The organism is Sphingomonas sp. AC411 (genome assembly GCF_979253035.1).
Map to the genome: position 1 here is coordinate 2,445,750 of NZ_CEEDAQ010000001.1, position 23,307 is coordinate 2,469,056.

Here is a 23,307-nt window from a genome sequence, read left to right on the forward strand (position 1 = left end):
TTCCGGTCCGCGGCGGCGCGGATCAGCCACTCGCCACCGTCATGCCCTCCACGCGCAGGGTCGGCACGTTGACGCCGTAGCGAAATTCGAGGTCGTTGGCGGGCGTCATCGCGAGGAACATGTCCTTGACGTTGCCGGCGATCGTGAATTCCGCGACCGGCGTGGTGATCTGGCCGTTCTCGATGCGGAAGCCGGCCGCGCCGCGGCTGTAGTCGCCGGTCACGCCGTTCGCGCCGCCGCCCATCAGTTCGGTGACGTAGACACCCGATGCGATGTCGGCGATCAGCGTTTCGAGCGGGACATGGCCTGGCTCCATGAACACGTTGCTGGTCGCCACGCCGGGGCCGCCGCCGACACCGCGGGCGGCGTGGCCGGTGGGTTCGAGGCCGAGCTGGCGTGCCGAGGCGGAGTCGAGCAGCCAGCGTTCGAGCATGCCGTCCTCGATGATGTCGCTCGGCGAGACGGGCAGGCCTTCGCCGTCGAACGGGCGCGAGCGCAGGCCGTGCGGGCGGTGCGGATCGTCGCGGATGGTGATGCCGTGCGCGAACACCTGGCTGCCGAGCGAATCGAGCAGGAAGCTGGTCTTCCGCGTGATCGCCTGGCCGGAGATCGCGCCGAGCATGTGGCCGACCAGCGATCCGCCGACGCGACGGTCGTAGACGATCGTGGTGGGCCCGCTGACGAGGCGACCGGGGTTGAGGCGGGCGACCGCCTGCTCGCCGGCGCGGCGGCCGATCGCTTCGGGCGATTCGAGATGCGCGCGGAGGCGGGCGCTGCTGTGCGCGTAATCGCGCTGCATGCCGCCGCCCTCGCCTGCCAGGACGCTGGCCGAGACACCGTAGCCGGTCGCGGCATAGGCGCCGGCGAAACCGTGGCTGGTGGCGAGCGCCCAGACGCTGCGCGAGGCGCTGGCGCCGCCGCCTTCGCTGTTCGAGACGCCGGGGACTGCGCGGGCAGCGTCTTCGGCTTCGAGCGCTGCGTCGCGGAGTTGTTCGGGCTGACCTCGCCGCCGTCGTCGAGGCCGAGCATTGGGACGATGCCGTGGAGGAGGCGGTCGGCGGGGCTAGACCGGCCCAGGGGTCTTCCGGTGCCTCGCGTGCCATCGCCACCGCCCGCTCGACCAGCGCATCCATAGCCGCGGTCGACAGGTCGGAGGTGGAGACGCTGGCGGAGCGCTGGCCGACGAACACACGCAGGCCGAGATCCTCGCTTTCGGAACGGCCTATATCCTCGAGCTTGCCGAGACGGATCGACACGTCGAGCGCGGCGTCGGCGGCAAAGACCGCATCGGCGGCGTCGGCGCCCGCCGCCTTCGCACGCTGGACGATGTCGTGGGCGCGGTCGCGGGCTTGGTCTGGGGTCAGCATAGCAGCGACTTAAGGATGGAGGGACGTGCCGACAACCACGCAGGCGAGGAACATGAGCAGTCCGGCGAACCGGTTCGCGCGGAAGCGGGCGAGTGCGGCGGTGCCTGCGCCTTGGTGCGTGTCGGGTTTGAGCGTTGCGACCTGCCAGGCGAGATGAAGCGCGACGGGGACGAGCGCGGCGACCGCGAGCGGGTCGGGGCGGACTTGCCAGAAGGCGGCTGCCCATAAAGCGACGGCGGCGACGTAGAAGGCACCGATGCCGGTCTTGACGTGCGCGCCCATGCGGAGCGCGGACGAGCGGATGCCGATCATCGCGTCGTCCTCGCGGTCCTGTAGCGCGTAGATCGTGTCGTAGCCGATCACCCACGCGATCGAGCCGGCGTAGAGCAGCCACATCGGTCCATCGAGCGCCCCGGCGATGTCGCTCCAGCCGACCAGCAACGCCCAGGAGAAGACGATGCCGAGCCACGCCTGCGGCCACCAGGTGATGCGCTTCATGAACGGATAAGCGGCGACGGGGGCCAGGCTGGCGAGCGCGACGAGTCCGGCGAAGGGAGTGAGTTGGAGAAGGACGATCAGGCCGATCAGGCAGAGTGCGACGAGCCAGACCCAGGCGAGCTTGATCGACACGAGGCCGCTCGGGATCGGGCGGGCGCGGGTGCGGGCGACCTGCGCGTCGAGGTCGCGGTCGACGATGTCGTTGAAGACGCAGCCCGCGCCACGCATCGCGATGCTGCCGAGGAGAAGCCAGAGGATCAGGTCCCATCTTTGCACAGCGCCACCGGCGAGCGCGACGCCCCAGGCGCCGGGCCAGAACAGCAGCCACCAGCCGATCGGGCGATCGAAACGGGCGAGAAGTGCGAGGCCGCGGAGGGTTGGCGGGAGGCGGCCGACGAGACCGCGATGCTCGCTGTCAGGGACGATTTCCGCGTGGCTCGGCTGGGTCTGCATCCTGCGGGCGTAGGAAGACGGGGTTTGGCGCGCAAGCCTTGCCGGCTACCGGTGGGGCGTGTCGCGTATGGAGCCTCTTTGTGATCGGCCTTTCGGTCGCGGTCGGGCGATCTCGTCGAGGCGTTGTTCTGGGGGATCTTCCGGGTCGCCGGGGCGGTGGCTGGGGTATTGATTCTTGGGGTCGTGGTTTTGGTTGTTGCGTGGGTGGTGGCGCGGAAGATGTGGGCGCGGCGGAAGCGCTGAAATGCGCTGCTTAACTGCTCCCCTTCCTGGAAGGGAGGGGTCGGGGGTGGGTCGGCTGCTTGGCGAGCGTCTCGGCAGTTACAGGCCAACCCACTCCCAGCCCCTCCCTTCCAGGGAGGGGAGCTAGACGGTGCGCAAAATCCTCCCCGGCACGAGGAGGATTCAGCCGCTTCTTGATCCTCCCCCGCCAGGGGAGGTGGCGCGAAGGTGACGGAGGGGGAGGATACGGAACAGTCGTTTCGCTTGCCTCTCCTCCGTCTGGCCAGTGCCAGCCACCTCCCCTGGCGGGGAGGATCGATCGGGTCCCGACCCCTGGAACCGCGAGCATTATCATCGCGGCCCTCCCCGTACTCCGGAGGATTTGCTAAGGCCCTCACCATGCCTGCAACTCCCGCCTGGCCGCCGCAATCCACGCCGCGCCTCTTCGTCGATAGCCTCCTCGCGCCCGGCCCGCTCCACGTCGACGGCCAGCGGCGCATTATCTCGTCGGTGTGATGCGGATGAAGATCGGCGATCCGGTGAAGCTGTTCGACGATCGCACCGGCGAATGGCTTGGCGTCGCGTCGAGCGTTGGCAAGCGCGACCTCGTGCTCGACGTCACCGCAATGCTGCGGCCGCGTGAGGACGTGCCCGACCTGTGGCTCTGTGCCGCACCGCTCAAGAAGGGCCGCGTCGACTGGATGGCGGAGAAGGCATGCGAACTGGGCGTCGCGCGGCTGCAACCCGTCGTCACGCGGCGCACGATCGTCGACAAGCCCAATACCGAGCGGCTGCGCACGCAGATGATCGAGGCCGCGGAGCAATGCGGACGCACCGCGCTTCCGCAAGTGGTCGAACCGGTGAAGCTCCCCGCGCTGCTGCGCGACTGGCCCGCCGACCGCGCGCTGTTCTTCGCGGACGAGACCGGCGGTGTGCCTGCGCTGGAGGCGATGCGGTCGCGACCCGGTCCGGCCGCGATCCTGATCGGACCCGAAGGTGGCTTCGACGCCGACGAACGCGAGGCGATCCGCGCGCATCCGAACGCCGTCGGTATCGGCCTCGGTCCACGCATCCTGCGGGCGGAAACCGCGGCGGGTGCCGCCGTCGCGTTATGGATGGCGGCCGCCGGTGACTGGAGCGCCGATTGGAGCGCCGATCGGGCGGGTGCATGACATTGATACCGATTGGTCCGAATCCTCTAGCACCCTCGTTCATCGGCGCGTAAGGCGCGGCGATGACGACGAATCCAGCTCCGAAAAGACCAGCCCGACGATCGAGTCGCGCGACCAGTTGATCGCCAGCTTCGCGGGCGGCGAGAAGCCGAAGGACGCGTGGCGGATCGGTACTGAGCACGAGAAGTTCGTCTATGCGAACGGCGATCATCATGCGCCGTCCTATGACGAACCGAGCGGCATCCGCGCATTGCTCGGCGAGCTGGAGCAATATGGCTGGAAGCCGGTCATGGAAGGCGGCAACGCCATCGCCATGTCGGGTCCCGACGGCAGCATCAGCCTGGAGCCGGCCGGCCAGTTCGAACTCTCCGGCGCGCCGCTCGACAGCTTGCACGAGACCTGCGCCGAGACCGGGCGTCATCTGGAGCAGGTGAAGGCGGCGGGCGAGAAGCTCGGAATCGGTTTTCTCGGGCTCGGCATGTGGCCGGACAAGACGCGCGCCGAACTGCCGACGATGCCCAGGGGCGCTATGCGATCATGCTGCGCCACATGCCGCGCGTCGGCAGCATGGGCCTCGACATGATGCTGCGGACCTGCACGATCCAGGTGAACCTGGATTACGCGTCCGAGGCGGACATGGTGAAGAAATTCCGTGTCGGGCTGGCGCTCCAGCCGCTGGCCACCGCGCTGTTCGCCAACTCGCCGTTCACCGAAGGCAAGCCGAACGGCATGCTGTCGTATCGCAGCCATATCTGGTCGGACACCGATCCGCACCGCACCGGCATGCTGCCGTTCGTGTTCGAGAATGGCTTCGGCTACGAGCGCTATGCGGAGTACGCGCTCGATGTGCCGATGTACTTCGTCTACCGCGAGGGAAAATATATCGACGCCGCCGGGCTGTCGTTCCGCGACTTCCTCAAGGGCGAATTGTCGGTGCTGCCGGGCGAGAAGCCGACGCTCGACGACTGGACCGATCATCTGTCGACCGCGTTCCCCGAGGTGCGGTTGAAGACGTTCCTCGAGATGCGCGGTGCCGATGGCGGCCCGTGGAACCGGATCTGCGCACTGCCGGCCCTGTGGGTCGGGTTGCTGTACGACCAGGGTGCGCTCGATGCGGCGTGGGATCTGGTCAAGGACTGGTCGATCGACGAGCGCCAGACGTTGCGCGATGCGGTGCCGAAGCTGGGGCTGGATGCGCCGATCGCGGGCGGTGGCAAGCTGCGCGATATCGCGGCACAGGCGCTCGACATCGCCGGAACCGGGCTGACGGCGCGGGCACGGTTCAACCGGGCGGGCGACAACGAGAGCGGCTTCCTAGACCCGCTTCGCGAGATCGTCCGCAGCGGCAAGGTACCCGCCGAAGTGCTGCTGGAGAAGTATCACGGCGTCTGGGGCGGCGACGTTTCCAAGGTGTACGACGAGTCGAGCTTTAACTGCTCCCTTCCGCTTACGGGAGGGGTCGGGGGAGGGCTTGATCACTCGGTCTGTCGAGTAGACTTCAGCCCCTCCTAACCCCTCCCGCAGGCGGGAGGAATTAGCCCCGCAGCTTCGCGAAGAGCCGCGGCACCAGGCCGTTGCGGGTCATCCAGTCGAAATAGGCGTTGTAATCCGGGTCTAGCTTCAGATGCCGCTCCTCGGTTTTCGCGCGCCAGTAATAGACGCCGCTGACTGCTGCCATCAGCAGAGTCGCACGCGCGGCGTCGACGACGCTGCCGAGCGTCAGCACCGGGATCGTCGAGATCCACCAGAACACGTTCTTCGACAGATAGGCCGGGTGCCGCGACACTGCGTAGGGCCCGTGCGTCAGGATGCCGCGGTTGGTGAGGTTCGAAAAGCGGAAGCCGAACGCCATCGTCGCCCACGCATAGATCGCGGTCAGTCCGACCAGCACCGCGCCGATCAGCGACAGCAGGATCGGATGCCCCTGGAACCAATAGGCCCAGTCCGACGTGCCGGGATGATAATCGAGCGGCCCGCCGGGGGTCATCAGGATGAACGGCGGATAGCACATCAGTGCCGGCATCCACGCTGCCGCGAACGGGTTGGCGCTGCGGATGTGCGAATCGAGCGGGCGGAAGGTCAGCAGATAGCCAACCGTCGCGAACGCCACGTCGATCAGGAACATCAGCGTCACCAGCCAGCTCGACAGCGCGACCGGATCCCGCAGCACCGAGGCGACATCGCCGCGGACGAAATCGCCGAACCCCGGCGGCACGATCGCGAGCATGAAGGCGAGGAAGAAGGTCTTCACCCCCCAGGCGCGGAGATGGCCGTAGATCGCCTCGCGGTCGACACCCGCCTGCCCCGTCATCCACGCGCCGAGATGCCAGGCGCCGTCTCGCGGCTCGACCAGATAGCGGTCGATCCACAGCACGTACGGGATGGAGGCGACGAACAGGATCGGTGCGGCATTGGTGAAGCACCACATCGCGAACGCGAAATTACCCTGCCAGTAGAAGCGCCCGGCACCATAGATCACTGCGATCCCCGCCCAGGTCGCCCATAGCCCGGCCAGCTTGGTGAGGCTCAGGTCGAGCGTCTCGCGCCAGGGTTTGCCGGCCGACCAGTCGATGCCGGTACTCGGGTTCAAGTGGACCTTGTCGACCAGCAACGACCAGACGATCATCGGTGCGCCGCACGCGGCGACGTTGATCAGCGCCGAATAGGGCCCGTCCATGCCGAAATGCCGCGCGATGCCGATCCAGACAAGCACGCCAGCGAGCCCCGCCAAGCCCGCGCCGTGGCTGACCGCCGACTTGGGCCGGGAATCGCGGGTGGCAGGAATGGCAATCGCTGGGTCGTGATCCATGCCGGCGACCTAGCGCAATATGGTAATGAAGGCATGAAGCATGTTCGGGGGCGACCACACGGACGCTTGCGCCGGGCGCGTCGCGACGCTAGTTCCACCCTCGCTGCCATGCGTCGGGCGGGTATAGTACAATGGTAGTACAGCAGCCTTCCAAGCTGAATACACGGGTTCGATTCTCGTTACCCGCTCCAAATCGGCACCGCCGATCCTTAGCCTTGCCAGCGCCAGTCTAGCGTCCGCTGCCTTCATTCCGCGATGAACTGCGCCAACAGGCTTGCCATGCGCCGTCGGCCGAGCACCGTCAGCCGTACGTGCGAACGCCGACCGTCGCGTTCGTCGCGCGTCCGTTCGACCAGATCCGCATCCTGCAGCATCGTCAGATACCGCAGCGCAGTCGCCGAGGGCGCGCGCGCGCCGATGCAGACCGCCGACACGCTGAGCTGACGACGCTCGTGATCGGAAATGAACAGGTCGAGCAGGATATCCCATGCGGGTTCCGAAAACAGCGCTTCGCCGAGAAGTTCGTCACGAATCTTCCTGACGGTGTAGAGCCGCTTGGCAACCTCCACCAACGCCGGGGAAGATACCCCGCCCGACGGCGGATCGGCGACGGCCACGTTGGCGGCGGGCAGAAAAGCCACGCGCTTGGCGGCCGTGATAGGCACCACGGCAATTGCGTAAGTCATAAACGTCTTCCGAATATGCTTCAGCGGAGGGTCGGGTCCTGGCGACTCCAGTCGAGATCCCAGCCACGGGCTCGGATCCTGCGCGAGTGCCTGACTGTCCCGATCACGAGAAGCAGGACGATGGGATAGCTCCAGGCCGCGGAGAGGACGGCATAGACGAGCCGGATGACGTCAGGACTGATCGCCCGGGCCAGATGGGCCCCGTCCCCAACGCGTGGAGCGCAGTGGCCCAGGCTGGCCAGAACCGATCCGCCTTGAGCGTGATCGCGACCATCGCCGCGAGCAGGATCAGGTCGACGATCAACACGCCCGCCTCCAGCCCCGCGAACAGGAACGGAACGTTCCGCTGAACGAGGCCGGTGGAAACCGCCGCGAGCAGCAACGCCAATCCCGTCAACCGCTCCGGTGCGCCACCCCGTAGGAGGGCATAGCCGGACGCGGCCACCTGTATCGCGTAGAACAGCCACACCCGATCCAACTCTTACCTCCAAAGCAGGACCGAAACCGGCCGTTCAGGCCACCGCCGCCAAGCGAACCGGGCCGTCGGCACGAAGCGCGCCTTCGTTGGGCGGACATTCCGCGGTATCGCCATACCCATAGAACTGACCGAGCCCGATCTCCGCGCGGACATCGACCAGCGCGCGATGCGCTTCGACGAAGCGTTGCCGCGCGTTGATGATGTCGAGCGATGCCTGCGAGAGCATCTGCAACGCCATCACGCCGGTACCGACCGGCAAGTTGGCGGCGGCCCGCTGCTGCAACAGCGTCGATACGCACGATGCGGCGAGCATCGCTGCGTGATCGACCGCAGCCTCGGCCTTCAGAAAATCGACCGTGACCTTGTCGGTCGCCTCACGTCGCTGTTTCAACATCGTCGTTCTCCCCGATGGCGCCGTCGTTGCGGCACCGTGTACCGGAGCATTGCGGTCTCGGTTCGATCGCAACAGGCTGGTCAACGTCATCGCCATGTTCACGAGTGCCATCGACGCGACGGCGATCAAGACCATGAGTACGATCAGTCGGACTATCCTGTCGCCAACCGAAAACCGATTGCGCGCCGCTCCCGTCGATCCACTCGCTCCGGACAGTCCGAAGAAGCGGCGAACAAGCCCCCACGGCTCGATCTGAGCGCTGTCTGGGGTGTCGGAGGGGGGATGGGAACGTCGATTGGTTCGGATGGTAGCCGTTCGTATGTGGCCGCGGGCTCGGGGGACTGGGGTTCTTCACGAACCGGCGCGGGCTCGACGGTCGTGCCGCGCTCATGCTCCTCGAGCCGTCGCGCCGCTTCGAACCGCGTGCCGACGCCGAGGACCTGGATGGCGCGCTCGATCCGCTTGTCGATCGCGGACGGCGACACGCCGAAGATCGCAGCGATCTCCTTCGAATTGTGGTGGGTCAGCACCAATCGCAGGCAGGCGCGCTGGGCTTCGGTCAACTGATCGATACGTCCTGCGGTCATGGCAGGGTGGTAGCGTGAACGCGCGACGGTTGCACCTGTCACGTTCGAGATATCGGCGCGACGCCGGGCCGATCGAAACTACGTGGACTGCCGCGGGAAACGCAGAGGTGCCGAGCAAGGCTGGAGGCATTGGATGCGACCCGCGTCGGCACGGGCGGGAACGCGGCCGAGAACAGGGCGGCCCGACGGGCTTCAGTCTCGGGCGAAGATTTCCGTGTGCGGAATGACGAGGTCGAGCGAGGGAGCGCGACGTCGTGCGGCTGCGCGAACATATCGTCGCGCCATGTGGTCGGCCCGAGCCGCTGGACGACGCGGGTCAGTTCGTTCTCGGGGTCGGCGAAGACGATCGTGTCGATCGACGCGAGTTCGCGATATTCGGCGAGTTTGCTGCCCTGGTCGATCTTTGCGGTCGAGCCGGAGAGGACTTCGAAGATCACCTTGGGATCGGTGAAGGCGCGTTGTTCCTCGCGTTCGCGAGGTTGCCGCAAAAGACGCTGACGTCGGGGTAGCGTAGGTCGGTGTCGTTGACGCGGACGCCCATGTCGGAGTTGTAGGCCCGGCAGCCGGTGCCGCGGAGCTTTCCATACAGGAAACCGAGGATGTTGCTTGCCACGCGGGAATGCGCAGGGTGCCGCCGGTCATCATGCGGATGACCCCGTCGACCAGCTCGAACTTGCGATCGGTACCGAAGTCGATCGCGAGGAACTCGTCGACCGTGATCTTCTTGTAGAGGGGATCGTGCCGCATGGGTGGGTTTTACCACTTGTCTACGGACAAACAAAGGGCCGGGATTGCCCCCGGCCCTTTGCTTTGGTCGTTTGTTTGGCTTGGAACCGAGCATCGGCGAAGCCGCTGCTTTCGTCGGACGGGACTAGTGGCTTGCGCCACCAGCCCGCCGGCCGTCCTTGGGCGAGTCCGTAGCCATCGTGGCTACGGCCGCCCTTCGGATCAGAAGTCCATGCCGCCCATGCCGCCCATGCCGCCGCCGCCCATGGGCATGGCAGGCTTGTCTTCGGCCATTTCGCTCACGGCCGCTTCGGTCGTGATCAGGAGGCCTGCGACCGATGCTGCGTTCTGCAGCGCGGTGCGGACGACCTTGGTCGGATCGATCACGCCGGCTTCCACCAGGTTCTCGTACGTGTCGGTCGCGGCGTTGAAGCCGATCGACGTGTCGTTGCCGTCGAGCAGCTTGCCCGAAACCACCGCACCGTCATGACCTGCGTTCTGCGCGATCTGGCGAACCAGAGCCGTCAGCGACTTGCGGACGATGTCGATACCGCGCGTCTGGTCTTCGTTCGCACCGGTCAGGCCGTCGAGTGCCTTGGTCGCGTACAGCAGAGCCGTACCACCACCGGGGACGATACCCTCTTCGACGGCTGCGCGGGTTGCGTGCAGCGCGTCGTCGACGCGGTCCTTGCGCTCCTTGACTTCGACTTCCGACGAACCACCGACCTTGATCACGGCAACGCCGCCGGCAAGCTTGGCGAGACGCTCCTGGAGCTTCTCCTTGTCGTAGTCGCTGGTCGTGTTCTCGATCTGCTGACGGATCGCCTCAGTGCGGCCCTTGATCGCGTCGTGATCGCCGGCACCGTCGACGATGACGGTGTTGTCCTTGTCGATCGTAACGCGCTTGGCGGTGCCGAGCATGCCGAGCGTGACGGTCTCGAGCTTGATCCCGAGGTCTTCCGAGATCATCTCGCCCTTGGTCAGGATCGCGATGTCCTCGAGCATCGCCTTGCGACGATCGCCGAAGCCCGGCGCCTTGACCGCTGCGACCTTCAGGCCGCCGCGCAGCTTGTTGACGACGAGCGTGGCCAGAGCCTCACCCTCGATGTCCTCGGCGATGATCAGGAGCGGACGACCCGACTGGACGACGGCTTCCAGGATCGGGAGCATCGCCTGCAGGTTCGACAGCTTCTTCTCGTGGATCAGGATGTAGGGATCCTGAAGCTCGACGGTCATCTTCTCGGGGTTGGTGATAAAGTACGGCGACAGGTAGCCGCGGTCGAACTGCATGCCCTCGACGACGTCGAGCTCGAATTCGAGACCCTTCGCTTCCTCGACGGTGATCACGCCTTCCTTGCCGACCTTCTCCATGGCTTCGGCGATCTTCTCGCCGACTTCACGGTCGCCATTGGCCGAGATGATGCCGACCTGCGCCACTTCCTTCGAACCCGAAACCGGCTTCGAGCGCGCCTTGACGTCCTCGACGACCTTGACGACGGCGAGATCGATGCCGCGCTTCAGATCCATCGGGTTCATGCCCGCTGCGACCGACTTCATGCCCTCGCGGACGATGGCCTGCGCCAGAACCGTCGCGGTGGTGGTGCCGTCACCGGCGATGTCGTTGGTCTTCGAGGCCACTTCGCGCAGCATCTGCGCACCCATGTTCTCGAACTTGTCCTTGAGCTCGATCTCCTTGGCGACGGTGACGCCGTCCTTGGTGATGCGCGGTGCGCCGAAGCTCTTGTCGATGACGACGTTGCGGCCCTTGGGGCCCAAGGTCACCTTGACCGCGTCGGCGAGGATATCGACGCCGCGGAGGATGCGCTCACGCGCGTCACGACCGAATTTCACGTCCTTGGAAGCCATGTCAGCTGCCCTTTCAGATGAGATATAGAAAAAGAAGGTTAGGCCGGGTTAGGCCAAGATCAGGTTTGAAACCGATGATCCCTGAGGTCGGTCGGGGTTAGCCGACGATCCCGAGAATGTCAGATTCCTTCATGATCAGAAGGTCTTCGCCATCGACCTTGACCTCGGTGCCCGACCATTTGCCGAACAGGATCTTGTCGCCGGCCTTGACGTCGAGCGGCGTGATCGTGCCGTTCTCGGCGCGGGTCCCGGTGCCGACGGCGACGACTTCGCCTTCCTGCGGCTTTTCCTTGGCGGTGTCGGGGATGATGATGCCGCCAGCCGTCTTCTTCGGCTTCGAGGCGCTTCACCAGCACGCGATCATGCAACGGACGAAAGTTCATGGGGTCCATGTCCTTTTGGGATTGTGACAGATTTCTGGCACTCAGGGGACCCGAGTGCCAACGGACGGCATATGTGCCTCGTGGTGCGGCATGTCAAAGGTTCCGGGGGTGAAATTTTTCGGGCGGACGTGGGTTTCGGGCGTCGTGGCTGAGGGGGTGGTGGCGACGCTACGGACCACACTGCCGTTCTCCTGCGCACGCGGGAGTCCAGGGTGACCAAGGGGGCGCTTGTGATCCTGGGCTCCTGCGTGCGCAGGAGAACAAGCCCGGCGAACCTTGCTTCTGCTCCCTTCCGCCTGCGGGAGGGGTCGGGGGAGGGCTTTGCCGAGGCGGGGCGTTTGTGGGACGCCCTCTCCTAACCCCTCCCGCAGGCGGGAGGGGAACTGCGTGCCGCTCGGGGTGGGCTTAGGGACTAGAACCACCCCTGTGTTGGCACGGTAACACAGGCCATTTACGTCGGTCCGCGCATGCTCTAGCTCTCGTCCCATGACCGATACCGCAGCGCCGTCCTACGCCCCTCCCCGTCCTACACCGACCCGACGCGGCCTCGCCGCAAATGGCGGCTGGTGCGGGGCGTGTGGAAGTTCCTCGTGGCGATCAAGGATGCGCTCGTCCTGATCGCGATGCTGTTGTTCTTCGGGCTTATTTTCGCGGCGCTCAATGCGCGGCAGAGCACCACGGCGATCAAGGACGGCGCGCTGGTGCTCGACCTCAATGGCTCGATCGTCGAGCAGCCCGAGGAGCAGGCCGCGTTCGCCGCGCTCTCGGGGCAGAACACGACTCGCCAGTTCCGCCTGCGCGACGTGGTCCGCTCGATCGACACGGCGAGAACCGATGCGCGGGTGAAGGCCGTGGTACTCGATCTCGACAGCTTCGGTGGCGCGTATCCCGCGGCGCTGGGAGAAGTCGGCGATGCGTTGGCGCGGGTGCGCGCGAGCGGCAAGCCGGTGCTCGCCTATGCGACGGCGTACACCGATGGCGGCTACCGCCTCGCGGCCAACGCCAGCGAGGTCTGGGTCAATCCGCTGGGCGGCACGATCTTCATGGGTCCGGGTGGCAACCAGCTCTATTACAAGGCCTGATCGACAAGCTCGGCGTCAACGCGCACGTCTACCGCGTCGGCCGCTACAAGTCGTTCGTCGAGCCCTACACGCGCGCCGACCAGAGCGAGGACGCCAAGGCGGCGAGCACCGCGCTGTACGGCACGCTGTTCTCGCAGTGGCGCGAGGCCGTCGCCAAGGCCCGGCCCAAGGCGCAGATCGCGCAGTTCATGAGCGCGCCCGACAAGGTCATCATCGCCGCGAACGGCAACATCGCGCAGGCCAATCTGCGCGCCGGCATCGTCGACAAGCTGGGCGACCGGACCGCGTTCGGGCGACGCGTCGCGGAGATCGCCGGGTCCGACGACAAGAAGCCGGCGGGCAATTTCAACACGATCAAATACGATGCCTGGGTGAAGGCAAACCCGCTGCCGACCGCGGGCGACGCGATCGGCGTACTGACGATCGCCGGCGAGATCGTCGACGGCGAGAGCGGCCCCGGCAAGGCGGCGGGCAAGACGATCGAGAAGGCGGTGCTCGACGGGCTCGCCAAGAAGGATCTGAAGGCCCTGGTGGTCCGCGTCGATTCACCGGGCGGATCGGTGCTGGCGTCGGAGCAGATCCGGCTCGCGATCCTCGAGGCCAAGCGGCAGAAGCTGCCGATCGTCGTGTCGATGGGTGGGCTGGCGGCCAGCGGCGGATACTGGGTGTCGACGCCCGCCGACGTGATCTTCGCCGAACCCGGCACGATCACCGGATCGATCGGCATATTCGGCGTGATCCCGACCTTCGAGAACGCGCTCGCCAAGATCGGCGTGACCAGCGACGGCGTGAAGACGACTCCGCTATCGGGCCAGCCCGATATCGTCGGCGGCACCACGCCGATGTTCGACGCGATCGCGCAGGCGGGCATCGAGAACGGCTATCGCGAGTTCATCAGCCGCGTCGCCGCGTCGCGGAAGATGACTCCGGCGCGGGTCGACGCGATCGGCCAGGGCCGCGTCTGGGATGGCGGCACCGCCCGGCAGATCGGGCTGGTCGACCGGTTCGGGACGCTCAAGGACGCGATCGATGAGGCGGCCAAGCGCGCGAAGCTCGATCCGGCGAAGGTGCACGCCGAGTATCTGGAGAAGAAGCCGGGCTTCCTCGCGACGATCGCGCAGGATTTCGGCGACAACGGTTCGGACGACGACGCAGGGGCGGCGATGCGTTCGCGCATGTCGCGGCGGATCGTCGCCAGATGCTCGCGCAGGCGGTCGGCGACATGAAGCGGCTGGCGACGTCGGGCTCGATCCAGGCGCGCTGCCTGGAGTGTGGCGGGATGGGGCCGACGACGGCGGGCATCGGCGATGCGAAGCTGCTTGACCTGTTGCTGGCGCGGATCGGCTTCTGATGGTGGCCACTTCGGGCAATGGCGGCGGGATCGTGATCCGGGCCGCGCGGCCCGAGGATGCCGCGTCGATCGCCGCGATCTATGCGCCGCACGTGCTGGTCGGGACGGTGTCGTTCGAGACCGAGGCTCCGGATGCGCGGCAGATGCGGGCGCGGATGGCGGCGTCGGACGGGCTGTACCCATGGCTGGTCGCAACGGTCGGGCCCGAAGGCGGCGTGCTGGCGTACGCCTATGCCGCGCCGTTCCACAAGCGCGAGGCGTACCGGTTCGCGTGCGAGACCACGGTATATGTCGCGGACGCGGCGCAGCGGCAGGGCGCGGGGCGGCTATTGTACGAGGCGCTGATCGATACGCTGCGGGCGCAAGGGTTTACGCAGGCGATCGGGGCGATCGCGTTGCCGAACGACTCGTCGATCAAGCTGCATGAGGCAGTCGGGTTTCGCCGCGCGGGCGTGCACCGCGAGGTCGGGTACAAGAACGGGCAGTGGATCGATGTCGGGCATTGGCAGTGCGAACTGAACGAGCCTGCGGTGCCGCCGGTCGAGCCGAAGCGGTTTGCGGATGTTGGGGTTGTGCGGGGGTAGGCGCTGGGTTTGGTTTGGCGCGGGCGATCTGATTCTTGCTGATTCTTGTACCGGACTGGTTCCTGGCTCCTGATGGCGGGTTTCCTCTCTGGCATATAAGCTGAGTCATCTAGGGCTCAGTCATCCCCGCGGAGGCGGGGATCCAGATGCTCAAAAGGTCGCGGTCATGTCGCGAGGTTTGCCCGGATGGGTTCTCGCCTGCGCGGGAATGACAGCTGCATGTTTGACGGGGATACGTGACGAACCCGTCCGGGGTGACGGAACGGTTTTGGCACCGTCTCGTATCACAAAGGTTGGATGGGATCCGGGCTGGTGCTCTGCGGGGCTAGGCGCTCCGCGAGGGCTGGCGCTCTGCTGGGGGACTGGCGCTATACGGGACTGTCTAACGCGGGCGGCACCTATTCAAGCGGCCGATGCCTAAGAGCAGCGCGGCTTCTTCTTCGCCCCTCCCTGGAAGGGAGGGGTTGGGGGTGGGTTGGTTTCCTTGTGTCTCGGCTGTGGGGACATGAGCGGGCCTACCCACCTCAGCCCCTCCCTTTCAGGGAGGGGAGCGGTTTGCGCCTTGGCGCGATCACCTTTCCTCGTAAGGTCTCCGCATCCGATGCGCGCCTGACTACCAGCGTGAACACCTACACCACCCCGGCGGAGGCCGGGGCCCAGGTGGTGAGGTTGCAGTAACGAGGCGCGGTCCGTCGTTGGCTACGTTCCCCAATTGGGCCCGGCCTCCGCCGGGGTGGTGGTTGGGGAGCCGGATTGGTCCAAAAGAGCCGTCGGCTGGAGTTAGAGAGCCCCTCCTTGTTCTCCCACGAGGGCGGGAGTCCGGTCTGAGTCCCCGTCTCCGGGGAAACAGTCGCGCCTGCTTTACGCTAGCGGCGGCCACCGTAGGAGGGCAGCGCGAGGTGGTAGCGGATCGCGGCGGCGCGCAGGGTGAAGCCCGCGCTGGCGGCGATCACCGCGGACCAGGCGTTGGGAACCCCCAGCAGGACGAGGCCGACATAGCTCGCCGCCGCCAGTGCCGCCGCGGTGACGTACAGCTCGGGGCGCATCAGGATCGAGGGTTCGCCGGCCAGCACATCGCGGATGATGCCGCCGACGCAGGCGGTCATCACCCCCATCAGCGCGGCGGGGACCGGCGGCACGCCGTAGCCGAGCGCCTTGGCCGCGCCATAGACCGCATAGGCCGCCAGCCCGACTGCGTCGAACCAGCCGAGCGCCTCCTCGCGCCACCAGCGGCCCGGCGTCGTCCAGATCAGCAGCGCCATCACCAGGCATACGCTGGCGGCGCGTGCATCGCGGATCCAGAACACCGGCGCGCCGATCAGCAGGTCGCGCACCGTGCCGCCGCCGACGCCGGTGATCAGCGCGAAGAAGACGACCGTCACGAAGGTCTGGTCGCGTTTCGCGGCGGCCAGCGCGCCCGAGGCGGCGAACACCGCGAGCCCCGCGATATCGAACCACGGCCCGGTCGCGGGCAGGACGGGCGGGATCAGCGTGTGCGGAAGCATCCCCAGCGACTTAGCGAAACATCGATGATCGGTAACCCGGCTTTTTCCATAGAGCCCGCCATGTGGTCGTCATATGGCCGATCCGGGGCATTTCCGCGCCCACCGCCCGATCGCCGCGGAACCAAACGCATCGATGAACGCGACGTTGTTTTCGGTTCATGCAACTCGCCGTATAGTCACATCGTTACACCACCAGATCAATTCACTAGGGAGTTAAACATGCGTAAGTTCATCCTGGCACTCGGCTGCAGCGCGATGGTCCTGCCGACCGTCCTGATCCCGGTTTCGGCCGCAGACGCGCGCGATCGCCGCGAGTGGCGTGGTCGTGACGGCCGCGTCTACTGCAAGAAGTCGAACGGCACGACCGGCACGATCATCGGTGGCGTCGGCGGCGCGCTGCTCGGCCGCACGGTCGACACCCGCGGCGACCGCACCGTCGGCACGCTCGGTGGCGCAGTCCTCGGTGGCCTCGCCGGCCGTGCGATCGACAAGGGCACCAGCAACAACAATCGTCGTTGCCGCTAAAAACCGCGCCGCCATTTTGCGGGTGGTGCGTTGAAGACGGGCGTCGTGGGAACCACGGCGCCTTTTTTCATGTCCCGAAAGGACCCCATCATGACCACACGCAGCGGTTCGGCAAAGTATGAAGGCCTCGGCAAGAGCGGCAAGGGCCATGTCTCGACACAGTCGGGCGTGTTGTCCGACAGCCCTTACGGCTTCAATACGCGGTTCGAGAACGAACCCGGCACCAATCCCGAGGAACTGATCGCGGCGGCGCATGCGTCGTGCTTCACGATGGCGCTGAGCTTCGCGCTCGCGGGCAAGGGCTATGAGGCAGGGACGCTCGAGACGTCGGCGAAGGTGACGCTCGACAAGGACGGCGACGGGTTCAAGATCACCAAGTCGGCGCTGACGCTGAACGCCAAGGTCGACGGCATCTCGAAGGAAGAGTTCGAGGCGATCGCCGCGGATGCCAAGGCGAACTGCCCGGTGTCGAAGGTGCTCGACGCCGAAATCACGCTGGAGCACAACCTGGCGGCATAAAGCGCCTGATCACAGGGATCTGTCGGCCGGCTGAATGCGACGTAGTTTGCGGTTCACGCAACCCCGCATTGGCCGGCCGTTCAGTACGCACATCATTTGGGAGAGAGATAATGCGTATCGCCATATTGTCGGCAGCCCTTGCCGCTACCGCGTTCAGTGCGATGCCCGTCGCTGCGCAGTCGACGATCCGGGGCGCCAATCGCGAATATAACAACGAGGTCCGCGATGCGCAGCGCGACTATCGCCGCGACGTTCGCAACGCGGATTCACGCGGTGACGTCCGCGATGCGCGCCGCGAATATCGCGAAGAGGTGCGGATGCACGGCAGGATCGCCGCGGCGACGTTCGCGACATCCGGCAGGACCGCCGGAACGACGGGCGCAACTGGCAGCAGTATCGCGGCTATGACTATAATCGCTACGAGCGAGGGCAGCGCGGGCTATTTCGCCGACCGCTATTATCGCGACGGGCGCTATTACCAGGAACGTCGCCTGGGCCGCAACGACCGCATCTATCGCGGCGGCAACGGGCGCTATTACTGCCGTCGCAACGACGGGACGACAGGGCTGATCGTCGGGGGCCTGGCCGGCGGCGCGCTCGGCAACATCATCTCGAGCGGTGGTTCGCAGTTGCTCGGCACGCTGATCGGTGCCGGCGGTGGCGCGGTGCTGGGGTCGTCGATCGACCGGGGCAACGTGCGCTGCCGTTGAGGCATAATACAATCCTCCCCGCAAGGGGAGGTGGCTGGCACTTGCCAGACGGTGGGGGAGGAACGGGTAACCGCCGTTCCGTGTCCTCCCCTCCGTCACCTGCGGTGCCACCTCCCTGGCGGGGAGGATTTAGGGATCGGAAGGGCCTGGTGGGAACGCCGGGCCCTTTCGCGTCAGATGATGCCGCCGCCGAGGCTCAGGCGGAGCGCGAAGATGATGATCAGGACGATGTTGAGGTTGCGGCCGCCGCTGCTCGACGAGAGCGCGCCGACCGCCGCGCCGACGATGCCGATCGGAATGACGAGCCAGTTCATCCAGCCGAGCAGCGGAATGAAGGCGACGAGGCCGAGCACCAGGGTGACGAGGCCGATGAGGATCGAGACGATGTTCAGCATGCAGAGAACATGGCGAGTCGCGGTGGTTCGGGCAAGACTAGCCGGATCTTACGATCCTTCCCCGCCAGGGGAGGTGTCGCCGAAGGCGACGGAGGGGCGGACACGCAACAGAGGTTTCCTTACCTCCCTCCGTCTGGCAAGCGCCAGCCACCTCCCCTGGCAGGGGAGGATCGGAAGTGAGCGGAAAAACGCTTTCTTCACCGTCTTTCGCGCATAGGATGGGGGTGATGACTTTTCCCCTGCGCTCCGCCCTTCTCCTCCCGCTCGCGCTGGCCGCCTGCAACCGGTCCTCTACCGACCAGCAGGATCTCAACAGCCTCGATGCCGAACTGACTAACGGCACGGTGCGCGATCCGGCGCTGACGTCGGCGCTGGGCGGGCAGATCATGGTCGACCCCCGGTTGACCCAATCGTCCAATACCGATGCGGTACGGCCACCGACGCGACCCGAAGGCGGCGCGGTGCCGCCCGAGGGTCCGCTGAAGGCCGATCCGGTCGACCCGAAGACGTTGCAGCGCGCGCCGGCGCCGTCGAACGACTGCCCCGAGTGCAAGACGGCGAACGGCGCGCTGACGCTGGGGACGCTGGCGGAGCGGCAGAAGACGCCGGATGCGGGCGCGTGTGCGCAGAAGATCAGCTATTCGGCGGGGTGGGCGAACCGGTTGCCGGCGGACCTGCCGCTGTATCCGGCGGCGCGGCTGACCGAGGCTGCGGGGGCGGATCGCGACGGCTGTCGCTTACGCGTGGTGAGTTTTTCGAGTGCTGCGCCGATGCAGAAGATGCTCGACTGGTATTTCACGAAGGCGCGGGCGGCGGGGTATTCGGCCGGGCACAGCACGGACGGCAGGCAGCATGTGCTGGGCGGGGTTCGGGGGAACGACGCGTATGTGGTGTATGTGACGGCGCGGGCCGGCGGCGGGAGCGATGTCGATATGGTTTCCAACGCCGGGCGGTGAGGTGTTCCGCTAGGGGCACCACCGGCGGAGGCCGGGGCCCAACTGGGAAACGTCGCTAACTGAGCGCGGTCCTTCGTTACTGCGACCTTTCCAATTGGGCCCCGGCCTTCGCCGGGGTGGTGCCGATTGGGGTGACTCCCCTCCCTCTCCATGTTTCCCCGCGAAGGCGGGAGTCCAGGCTGGGTCCCCGCCTTCGCGGGAAACAACTAGCTCGCGCGAGGGTGCATAGCCCCTCCCAACCGCACCTTCCGTTTTCGCCGATTCACGCTAGGGCGCGGGGATGCTTCCCTTCTCTACGTCATGGTCGGTGGTGCGGTCGGTTCCGGCGCGCGCTATCTGGCGGGTAGCGCGACGACCGCGCTGCTCGGGCCGGACTATCCCTTCGGGACGCTGGCGGTGAACATCGTCGGCGGGTTGCTGATGGGCGTGCTGGTCGGCGTGCTGGCGCGGAACGCCGCGTCGGAGCACTGGCGCCTGCTGCTCGCGGTCGGCGTGCTTGGGGATTCACGACCTTTTCGGCGTTCTCGCTGGAGGTCGTCACGATGATCGAACGCGGCGCATTCGGCGTCGCGTTGGGGTATGTTTTGGTGTCGGTGATCGGTTCGGTCGCCGCGTTGTTCGCGGGTCTCTCCGCAGTAGGGGCCGTCGCATGACTGCGGGCAAAAGCGATAGCGATACGGGTTTCCGCGAGTTCAACGTCGGGTTCGACGATGACGGCATCCGGCTCGACCGGTGGTTCAAGCGGCATCTGCCCGATACGAGCTACACGACGGTGGCGATGTGGGCGCGCACCGGGCAGCTGCGCGTCGACGGCGCGCGCGCGACCCCGGGCGACCGGATCGCGGCGGGCCAGATGCTGCGTGTGCCCCCGCCCGAGGCCGACAAGGCCACCGCCGACCCGGACAAGCCCAGGCGCGTCCGCGAACGCGTGATCCTGTCCGACGAGGAGACCGAGCTCGCGCAGGGCATGGTTATCCACAAGGATTTCCAGGCGTTCGTGCTGAACAAGCCGCCGGGTCTCGCGACGCAGGGCGGCACCAAGACGACCCAGCATGTCGACGGGCTGCTCGATGCGCTTCAGTACGACAACGAGGGTCGGCCGAAGCTGGTCCACCGGCTCGACAAGGATACGTCCGGTGCGTTGCTGGTGGCGCGGACGTCGCGGGCGGCAGCGTTCTTTGCGAAGGCGTTTTCGGGGCGGACCGCGCGAAAAGTCTATTGGGCGCTGGTGGTCGACGTGCCGTCGATCGAGGACGGCATGATCGAACTGCCGATCGCGAAGCAGCCGGGCACCGGTGGCGAGAAGATGCACATCGACGAAGCCGAGGGCGCACCGGCGCGGACGCGCTACCGGGTGATCGAGCGGGCGGGCAACCGCGCGGCGTGGGTCGAGCTGCAGCCGTTTACGGGGCGGACCCACCAGTTGCGCGTGCATATGGCGGCGATCGGGCATCCGATCGTCGGTGATGGCAAGTACGGCGGCGCGGCGGCGTTCCTGACCGGCGGAATCTCGCGGAAGATGCATCTGCATGCGCGGCGCATCAAGGTGGATCATCCGGATGGCGGGTCGATCGACGTGACCGCCGAGCTGCCGACGCATTTCGCGGAGAGCCTGAAGCAATTGGGCTTCGAGGAGAAGCTGGGCGACGACCTGGTGCTCGACGAGAAGACCGCGCCGACGCGCGAGCAGATGAAGTCGCGGGCGAAGGCGCACGCGAAGTCTGTTCGGAAAGAGCGTGCGGGTGAGCGGCGTGGGCGTGGGGTTGTCGAGGAGAAGAAGCCGGGCGCCAAGCCGGGTGCGCCGAAGACGGGGGGCCTCGGACGGGAGCCGGGTCGAAATTCGGCGCGCCGCGGAGTGGACCTCGGGTCGAGGGGGCCAAGCCGGCCGGGCGGGGTCATCCGGGTGGGGCCGGGAAGCCTGGGCCGCGGAGTGGGCCTGGGACCCGGTGACGCTTATCGGCTGACGCGTGCCCTCACCCTTCCCACGGCCAAGTGGCCGCGGGCCCCTTCCCTCTCCCCCGAGGGGAGAGGAGAGCCTCCGGAGGCGTCTCGGGGTAGGGACAAGGCGGGTCTGTTGGGAGCACACCCCACCTCCCGCCCCACCCCGGCGGAGGCCGGGGCCCAGTTGGGGGACGTCGCTAACGAAGGGCGGCGCTCAATCATTGCCACCTCTCCAACTGGGCGCCGGCCTTCGCCGGGGTGGGGCCGCTGGTTGGAGGTGCCCCTCGCCCCACACCGTTCCCCCGCGAAGGCGGGGGTCCAGGAGCCTGGGGCGCTATCGGTATTTAGCTGGGCTCCGCGTCCGCGGGGAACATGGGTGGTGCGGTATTGCGCTAACGCTTTGCATCTAGCTCGTAGCCCCTAGCTCACCGCCCCCCGGTTTGACGTTCCCCTTCCGCACCCCGTGATCTACGACGCCCCCATGTCTTTCCGAGAAACCCCATGATCCGTCTTGCCGTATTCGATTGCGACGGAACGCTCGTCGACAGCCAGGCTAACATCTGCGTCGCGTGCGAACGCGCGTTCGAGAGCGCTGGCCTGATTCCGCCCCGCGCGCGGAAATTCGGCGGATCGTCGGGCTCAGCCTCGTCGAGGCGATGCAGGTGTTGTTGCCCGAGGCGGACGACGCGCAGCACCGATCGCTCGCCACCGCCTACAAGAACGCGTTCCATGCGATGCGGGCGAGTGGCGAACTTGCCGACGAACCGTTGTTCGAGGGGATCGCCGAGGTCCTCGGGACGCTGGCCGACGACGGCTGGAAGCTCGGCGTGGCGACGGGCAAGTCCGATCGCGGGCTTGCGCATATCCTCGCCGCACACGGGATCACCGAACGGTTCGTGACGTTGCAGACCGCGGACCGGCATCCTTCGAAGCCCGATCCGGCGATGCTGCTGGCGGCGATCGCGGAAGCTGGCGCGAGCGCGGAGACGACGGCGATGATCGGCGATACGAGCTTCGACATGGCGATGGCGCGCGCGGCGGGTGCGCGCGCGGTCGGGGTCGCTTGGGGGTATCACGACGTGCACGAGCTTTCCGACGCGGGTGCGGACGTCGTCGCGACCGCGGTACCGGACTTGCTGCACATGGTGGCGCGGCCATGACCGAAGCGGACAAGCTGGCGCAACGGCGCTGGATGGTGCTCGTCGGGATCCGGCTGGCAGGCGTGGCCGGGGCATTGCTCGGGCTGATTCTGGTGGCGCGCGCGCATGACTTTGCACCGAAAATCCTCGGCGTGGCGATCGTATTGTCGGCGCTGGTGATGATCGGACTCGTCCCGCGCAGCCTGGCACATCGCTGGCGGACGCCTGAATGAACGGAATGGGCGAATGAAACGCTTCTGGACAGACGTTGAGATAGATGCGGACCGGGTGGTGACGCTCGACGGCAAGCCGGTGCGGACGCCCGGCGGCGGCCGCTGGCGCTGCCGACCGATGCGCTCGCCGAGGCGGTCGCGGAGGAATGGCGCGCGGTCGGCGAGACGATCGATCCGCGGACGATGCCGCTGACGGGCTTGGCGAATGCGGCGACCGATCCGATCGCGAACGATCCGGCGCACCTCGCCGCGCGGCTGGCGGCGTATGGCGAGAGCGACCTGCTGTGCTACCGCGCCGATGGCCCGCCACCGCTGGTCGAGCGGCAGGCGGCGGCGTGGGATCCGCTGCTGGCGTGGGCGCGCGGGCGGTACGACGTGACGTTCGCGGTGACGGCGGGCGTGATGCACGTCGCGCAGCCGGCGGCGACGGTCGCGCGGCTGCACGAGGCGGTGGCGGCGTATGATGATTTTCGGTTGGCGGGCTTGTCGCCGGTGGTGACGCTGACCGGGTCGCTGGTGATCGGGCTGGCGCTGATCGAGGGCGAGATCGATGCCGACGCGGCGTGGGCCGCGGCGGAATCGACGAGGACTGGTCGGTCGAGATGTGGGGCGAGGACTGGCAGGCGACTCAGTTGCGCGAATTGAAGCGCAAGGAGTTCGGGGTCGGGGTGGAGTTTCTGGGGCTGCTCTGACTTGCCCCCCTCCCTGAAAGGAGGGTTGGGGGTG

Annotated in this window: 15 protein-coding genes, 1 tRNA gene and 11 pseudogenes; 15 read left to right on the plus strand and 12 right to left on the minus strand. The window is 66.8% G+C overall.

Translation table 11 applies throughout. From position 1 onward, the window contains the following. Positions 1-22 precede the first annotated feature (22 nt). Both AC0IX7_RS12535 and ubiA read right to left on the minus strand, forming a co-directional pair. Positions 23-1,367 (minus strand): annotated as a pseudogene (locus AC0IX7_RS12535) (TldD/PmbA family protein). Positions 1,368-1,376: 9 nt separating this feature from the next. After that, positions 1,377-2,318 (minus strand): 4-hydroxybenzoate octaprenyltransferase, encoded by a 942-nt coding sequence (gene ubiA, locus AC0IX7_RS12540; RefSeq protein ID WP_471812185.1) that lies wholly within the window; start codon positions 2,316-2,318, stop codon positions 1,377-1,379. 621 nt (positions 2,319-2,939) lie between these two features. On the opposite strand from ubiA, the pseudogene AC0IX7_RS12545 reads away from it, so the two are divergent. The 3 genes and pseudogenes from AC0IX7_RS12545 to AC0IX7_RS12555 all read left to right on the plus strand — a co-directional run bounded on the left by AC0IX7_RS12545 (position 2,940) and on the right by AC0IX7_RS12555 (position 5,224). Continuing rightward, positions 2,940-3,712 (plus strand): annotated as a pseudogene (locus AC0IX7_RS12545) (16S rRNA (uracil(1498)-N(3))-methyltransferase). Continuing rightward, positions 3,705-3,971 (plus strand): annotated as a pseudogene (locus AC0IX7_RS12550) (hypothetical protein); the annotation flags it as partial. The pseudogenes AC0IX7_RS12545 and AC0IX7_RS12550, both read left to right, overlap by 8 nt. A 140-nt stretch (positions 3,972-4,111) precedes the next feature. Then, positions 4,112-5,224: a glutamate--cysteine ligase gene (locus AC0IX7_RS12555; protein WP_471813869.1), complete on the plus strand. Its 1,113-nt coding sequence runs from the start codon at positions 4,112-4,114 to the stop codon at positions 5,222-5,224. Positions 5,225-5,246: 22 nt separating this feature from the next. On the opposite strand, the gene AC0IX7_RS12560 is transcribed toward AC0IX7_RS12555, so the two are convergent. After that, positions 5,247-6,521, minus strand: a complete 1,275-nt coding sequence (locus AC0IX7_RS12560; protein ID WP_471812187.1) for a methyltransferase family protein — start codon at positions 6,519-6,521, stop codon at positions 5,247-5,249. A 117-nt stretch (positions 6,522-6,638) separates the two neighbouring features. Between AC0IX7_RS12560 and AC0IX7_RS12565 the strand changes: the two genes are divergently transcribed. Beyond that, a tRNA-Gly gene (locus AC0IX7_RS12565) sits at positions 6,639-6,712 on the plus strand. 54 nt (positions 6,713-6,766) lie between these two features. Here the strand turns inward: AC0IX7_RS12565 and AC0IX7_RS12570 are convergent. The 7 genes and pseudogenes from AC0IX7_RS12570 to groES form a co-directional block, all read right to left on the minus strand. Further along, on the minus strand, positions 6,767-7,162 hold the full coding sequence (locus AC0IX7_RS12570) for a winged helix DNA-binding protein (protein ID WP_471812189.1): 396 nt from the start codon (positions 7,160-7,162) through the stop codon (positions 6,767-6,769). 148 nt (positions 7,163-7,310) lie between these two features. After that, positions 7,311-7,652: a hypothetical protein gene (locus AC0IX7_RS12575; protein WP_471812190.1), complete on the minus strand. Its 342-nt coding sequence runs from the start codon at positions 7,650-7,652 to the stop codon at positions 7,311-7,313. 67 nt (positions 7,653-7,719) lie between these two features. Further along, complete coding sequence (locus AC0IX7_RS12580) at positions 7,720-8,214, minus strand: hypothetical protein (protein ID WP_471812191.1); 495 nt, start codon at positions 8,212-8,214, stop codon at positions 7,720-7,722. A gap of 17 nt (positions 8,215-8,231) precedes the next feature. After that, entirely contained in the window at positions 8,232-8,666 is a 435-nt protein-coding gene (locus tag AC0IX7_RS12585; RefSeq protein WP_471812193.1) for a sigma factor-like helix-turn-helix DNA-binding protein, read from the minus strand. 38 nt (positions 8,667-8,704) lie between these two features. After that, positions 8,705-9,507, minus strand: a pseudogene (locus AC0IX7_RS12590) (Uma2 family endonuclease). A 107-nt stretch (positions 9,508-9,614) separates the two neighbouring features. Continuing rightward, the gene (gene groL, locus AC0IX7_RS12595; RefSeq protein WP_254685161.1) at positions 9,615-11,258 is read right to left on the minus strand and encodes a chaperonin GroEL; all 1,644 of its coding nucleotides are present in this window, start codon (positions 11,256-11,258) and stop codon (positions 9,615-9,617) included. 97 nt (positions 11,259-11,355) lie between these two features. Further along, positions 11,356-11,641 (minus strand): annotated as a pseudogene (gene groES / locus AC0IX7_RS12600) (co-chaperone GroES). Between the two features lie 623 nt (positions 11,642-12,264). On the opposite strand from groES, the pseudogene sppA reads away from it, so the two are divergent. Then, positions 12,265-14,074 (plus strand): annotated as a pseudogene (gene sppA, locus AC0IX7_RS12605) (signal peptide peptidase SppA). Further along, a complete protein-coding gene (locus tag AC0IX7_RS12610) occupies positions 14,074-14,658 on the plus strand; it encodes a GNAT family N-acetyltransferase (protein WP_471812194.1) in 585 nt (194 codons plus the stop codon). The pseudogene sppA and the gene AC0IX7_RS12610 overlap by 1 nt, the downstream one beginning before the upstream one ends. 866 nt (positions 14,659-15,524) lie before the next feature. On the opposite strand, the gene AC0IX7_RS12615 is transcribed toward AC0IX7_RS12610, so the two are convergent. Beyond that, complete coding sequence (locus AC0IX7_RS12615; protein WP_187503526.1) at positions 15,525-16,163, minus strand: trimeric intracellular cation channel family protein; 639 nt, start codon at positions 16,161-16,163, stop codon at positions 15,525-15,527. Between the two features lie 219 nt (positions 16,164-16,382). Here AC0IX7_RS12615 and AC0IX7_RS12620 point away from each other — a divergent pair, with 219 nt between their 5' ends. The 3 genes and pseudogenes from AC0IX7_RS12620 (at position 16,383) to AC0IX7_RS12630 (ending at position 17,917) form a co-directional block, all read left to right on the plus strand. Continuing rightward, positions 16,383-16,688 (plus strand): glycine zipper 2TM domain-containing protein, encoded by a 306-nt coding sequence (locus tag AC0IX7_RS12620; protein ID WP_131583811.1) that lies wholly within the window; start codon positions 16,383-16,385, stop codon positions 16,686-16,688. A 90-nt stretch (positions 16,689-16,778) separates the two neighbouring features. After that, entirely contained in the window at positions 16,779-17,207 is a 429-nt protein-coding gene (locus AC0IX7_RS12625) for an OsmC family protein (protein WP_471812196.1), read from the plus strand. 110 nt (positions 17,208-17,317) lie between these two features. Further along, positions 17,318-17,917 (plus strand): annotated as a pseudogene (locus AC0IX7_RS12630) (glycine zipper 2TM domain-containing protein). A gap of 173 nt (positions 17,918-18,090) precedes the next feature. On the opposite strand, the gene AC0IX7_RS12635 reads toward AC0IX7_RS12630, so the two are convergent. Further along, entirely contained in the window at positions 18,091-18,312 is a 222-nt protein-coding gene (locus AC0IX7_RS12635) for a hypothetical protein (RefSeq protein WP_056052052.1), read from the minus strand. Between the two features lie 227 nt (positions 18,313-18,539). Between AC0IX7_RS12635 and AC0IX7_RS12640 the strand changes: the two genes are divergently transcribed. From AC0IX7_RS12640 to AC0IX7_RS12665, 6 genes and pseudogenes are all read left to right on the plus strand, one after another. After that, a complete protein-coding gene (locus tag AC0IX7_RS12640) occupies positions 18,540-19,268 on the plus strand; it encodes a hypothetical protein (protein ID WP_471812197.1) in 729 nt (242 codons plus the stop codon). A 300-nt stretch (positions 19,269-19,568) separates the two neighbouring features. Beyond that, positions 19,569-19,921: pseudogene (crcB, locus tag AC0IX7_RS12645) on the plus strand (fluoride efflux transporter CrcB). After that, positions 19,918-21,030 (plus strand): annotated as a pseudogene (locus AC0IX7_RS12650) (RluA family pseudouridine synthase); the annotation flags it as partial. The pseudogenes crcB and AC0IX7_RS12650, both read left to right, overlap by 4 nt. Before the next feature lie 680 nt (positions 21,031-21,710). Beyond that, positions 21,711-22,369: pseudogene (locus tag AC0IX7_RS12655) on the plus strand (HAD-IA family hydrolase). Then, positions 22,366-22,581 carry a hypothetical protein gene (locus AC0IX7_RS12660; protein ID WP_187503521.1) on the plus strand — a complete coding sequence of 72 codons (216 nt, stop codon included), beginning with the start codon at positions 22,366-22,368 and terminating at the stop codon, positions 22,579-22,581. The pseudogene AC0IX7_RS12655 and the gene AC0IX7_RS12660 overlap by 4 nt, the downstream one beginning before the upstream one ends. Before the next feature lie 13 nt (positions 22,582-22,594). Further along, positions 22,595-23,273, plus strand: a pseudogene (locus AC0IX7_RS12665) (ATP12 family chaperone protein). Positions 23,274-23,307 lie beyond the last annotated feature (34 nt).

Excerpts from the sequence above, each read along its gene's own strand:
- ubiA (WP_471812185.1), bottom strand. The coding sequence starts at position 2,318 with ATGCAGACCCAGCCGAGCCACGCGGAAATCGTCCCTGACAGCGAGCAT.
- AC0IX7_RS12560 (WP_471812187.1), bottom strand. The coding sequence starts at position 6,521 with ATGGATCACGACCCAGCGATTGCCATTCCTGCCACCCGCGATTCCCGG.
- AC0IX7_RS12580 (WP_471812191.1), bottom strand. The coding sequence starts at position 8,214 with ATGGTCTTGATCGCCGTCGCGTCGATGGCACTCGTGAACATGGCGATG.
- AC0IX7_RS12585 (WP_471812193.1), bottom strand. The coding sequence starts at position 8,666 with ATGACCGCAGGACGTATCGATCAGTTGACCGAAGCCCAGCGCGCCTGC.
- groL (WP_254685161.1), bottom strand. The coding sequence starts at position 11,258 with ATGGCTTCCAAGGACGTGAAATTCGGTCGTGACGCGCGTGAGCGCATC.
- AC0IX7_RS12610 (WP_471812194.1), top strand. The coding sequence starts at position 14,074 with ATGGTGGCCACTTCGGGCAATGGCGGCGGGATCGTGATCCGGGCCGCG.
- AC0IX7_RS12615 (WP_187503526.1), bottom strand. The coding sequence starts at position 16,163 with ATGCTTCCGCACACGCTGATCCCGCCCGTCCTGCCCGCGACCGGGCCG.
- AC0IX7_RS12620 (WP_131583811.1), top strand. The coding sequence starts at position 16,383 with ATGCGTAAGTTCATCCTGGCACTCGGCTGCAGCGCGATGGTCCTGCCG.
- AC0IX7_RS12625 (WP_471812196.1), top strand. The coding sequence starts at position 16,779 with ATGACCACACGCAGCGGTTCGGCAAAGTATGAAGGCCTCGGCAAGAGC.
- AC0IX7_RS12635 (WP_056052052.1), bottom strand. The coding sequence starts at position 18,312 with ATGCTGAACATCGTCTCGATCCTCATCGGCCTCGTCACCCTGGTGCTC.
- AC0IX7_RS12640 (WP_471812197.1), top strand. The coding sequence starts at position 18,540 with ATGACTTTTCCCCTGCGCTCCGCCCTTCTCCTCCCGCTCGCGCTGGCC.
- AC0IX7_RS12660 (WP_187503521.1), top strand. The coding sequence starts at position 22,366 with ATGACCGAAGCGGACAAGCTGGCGCAACGGCGCTGGATGGTGCTCGTC.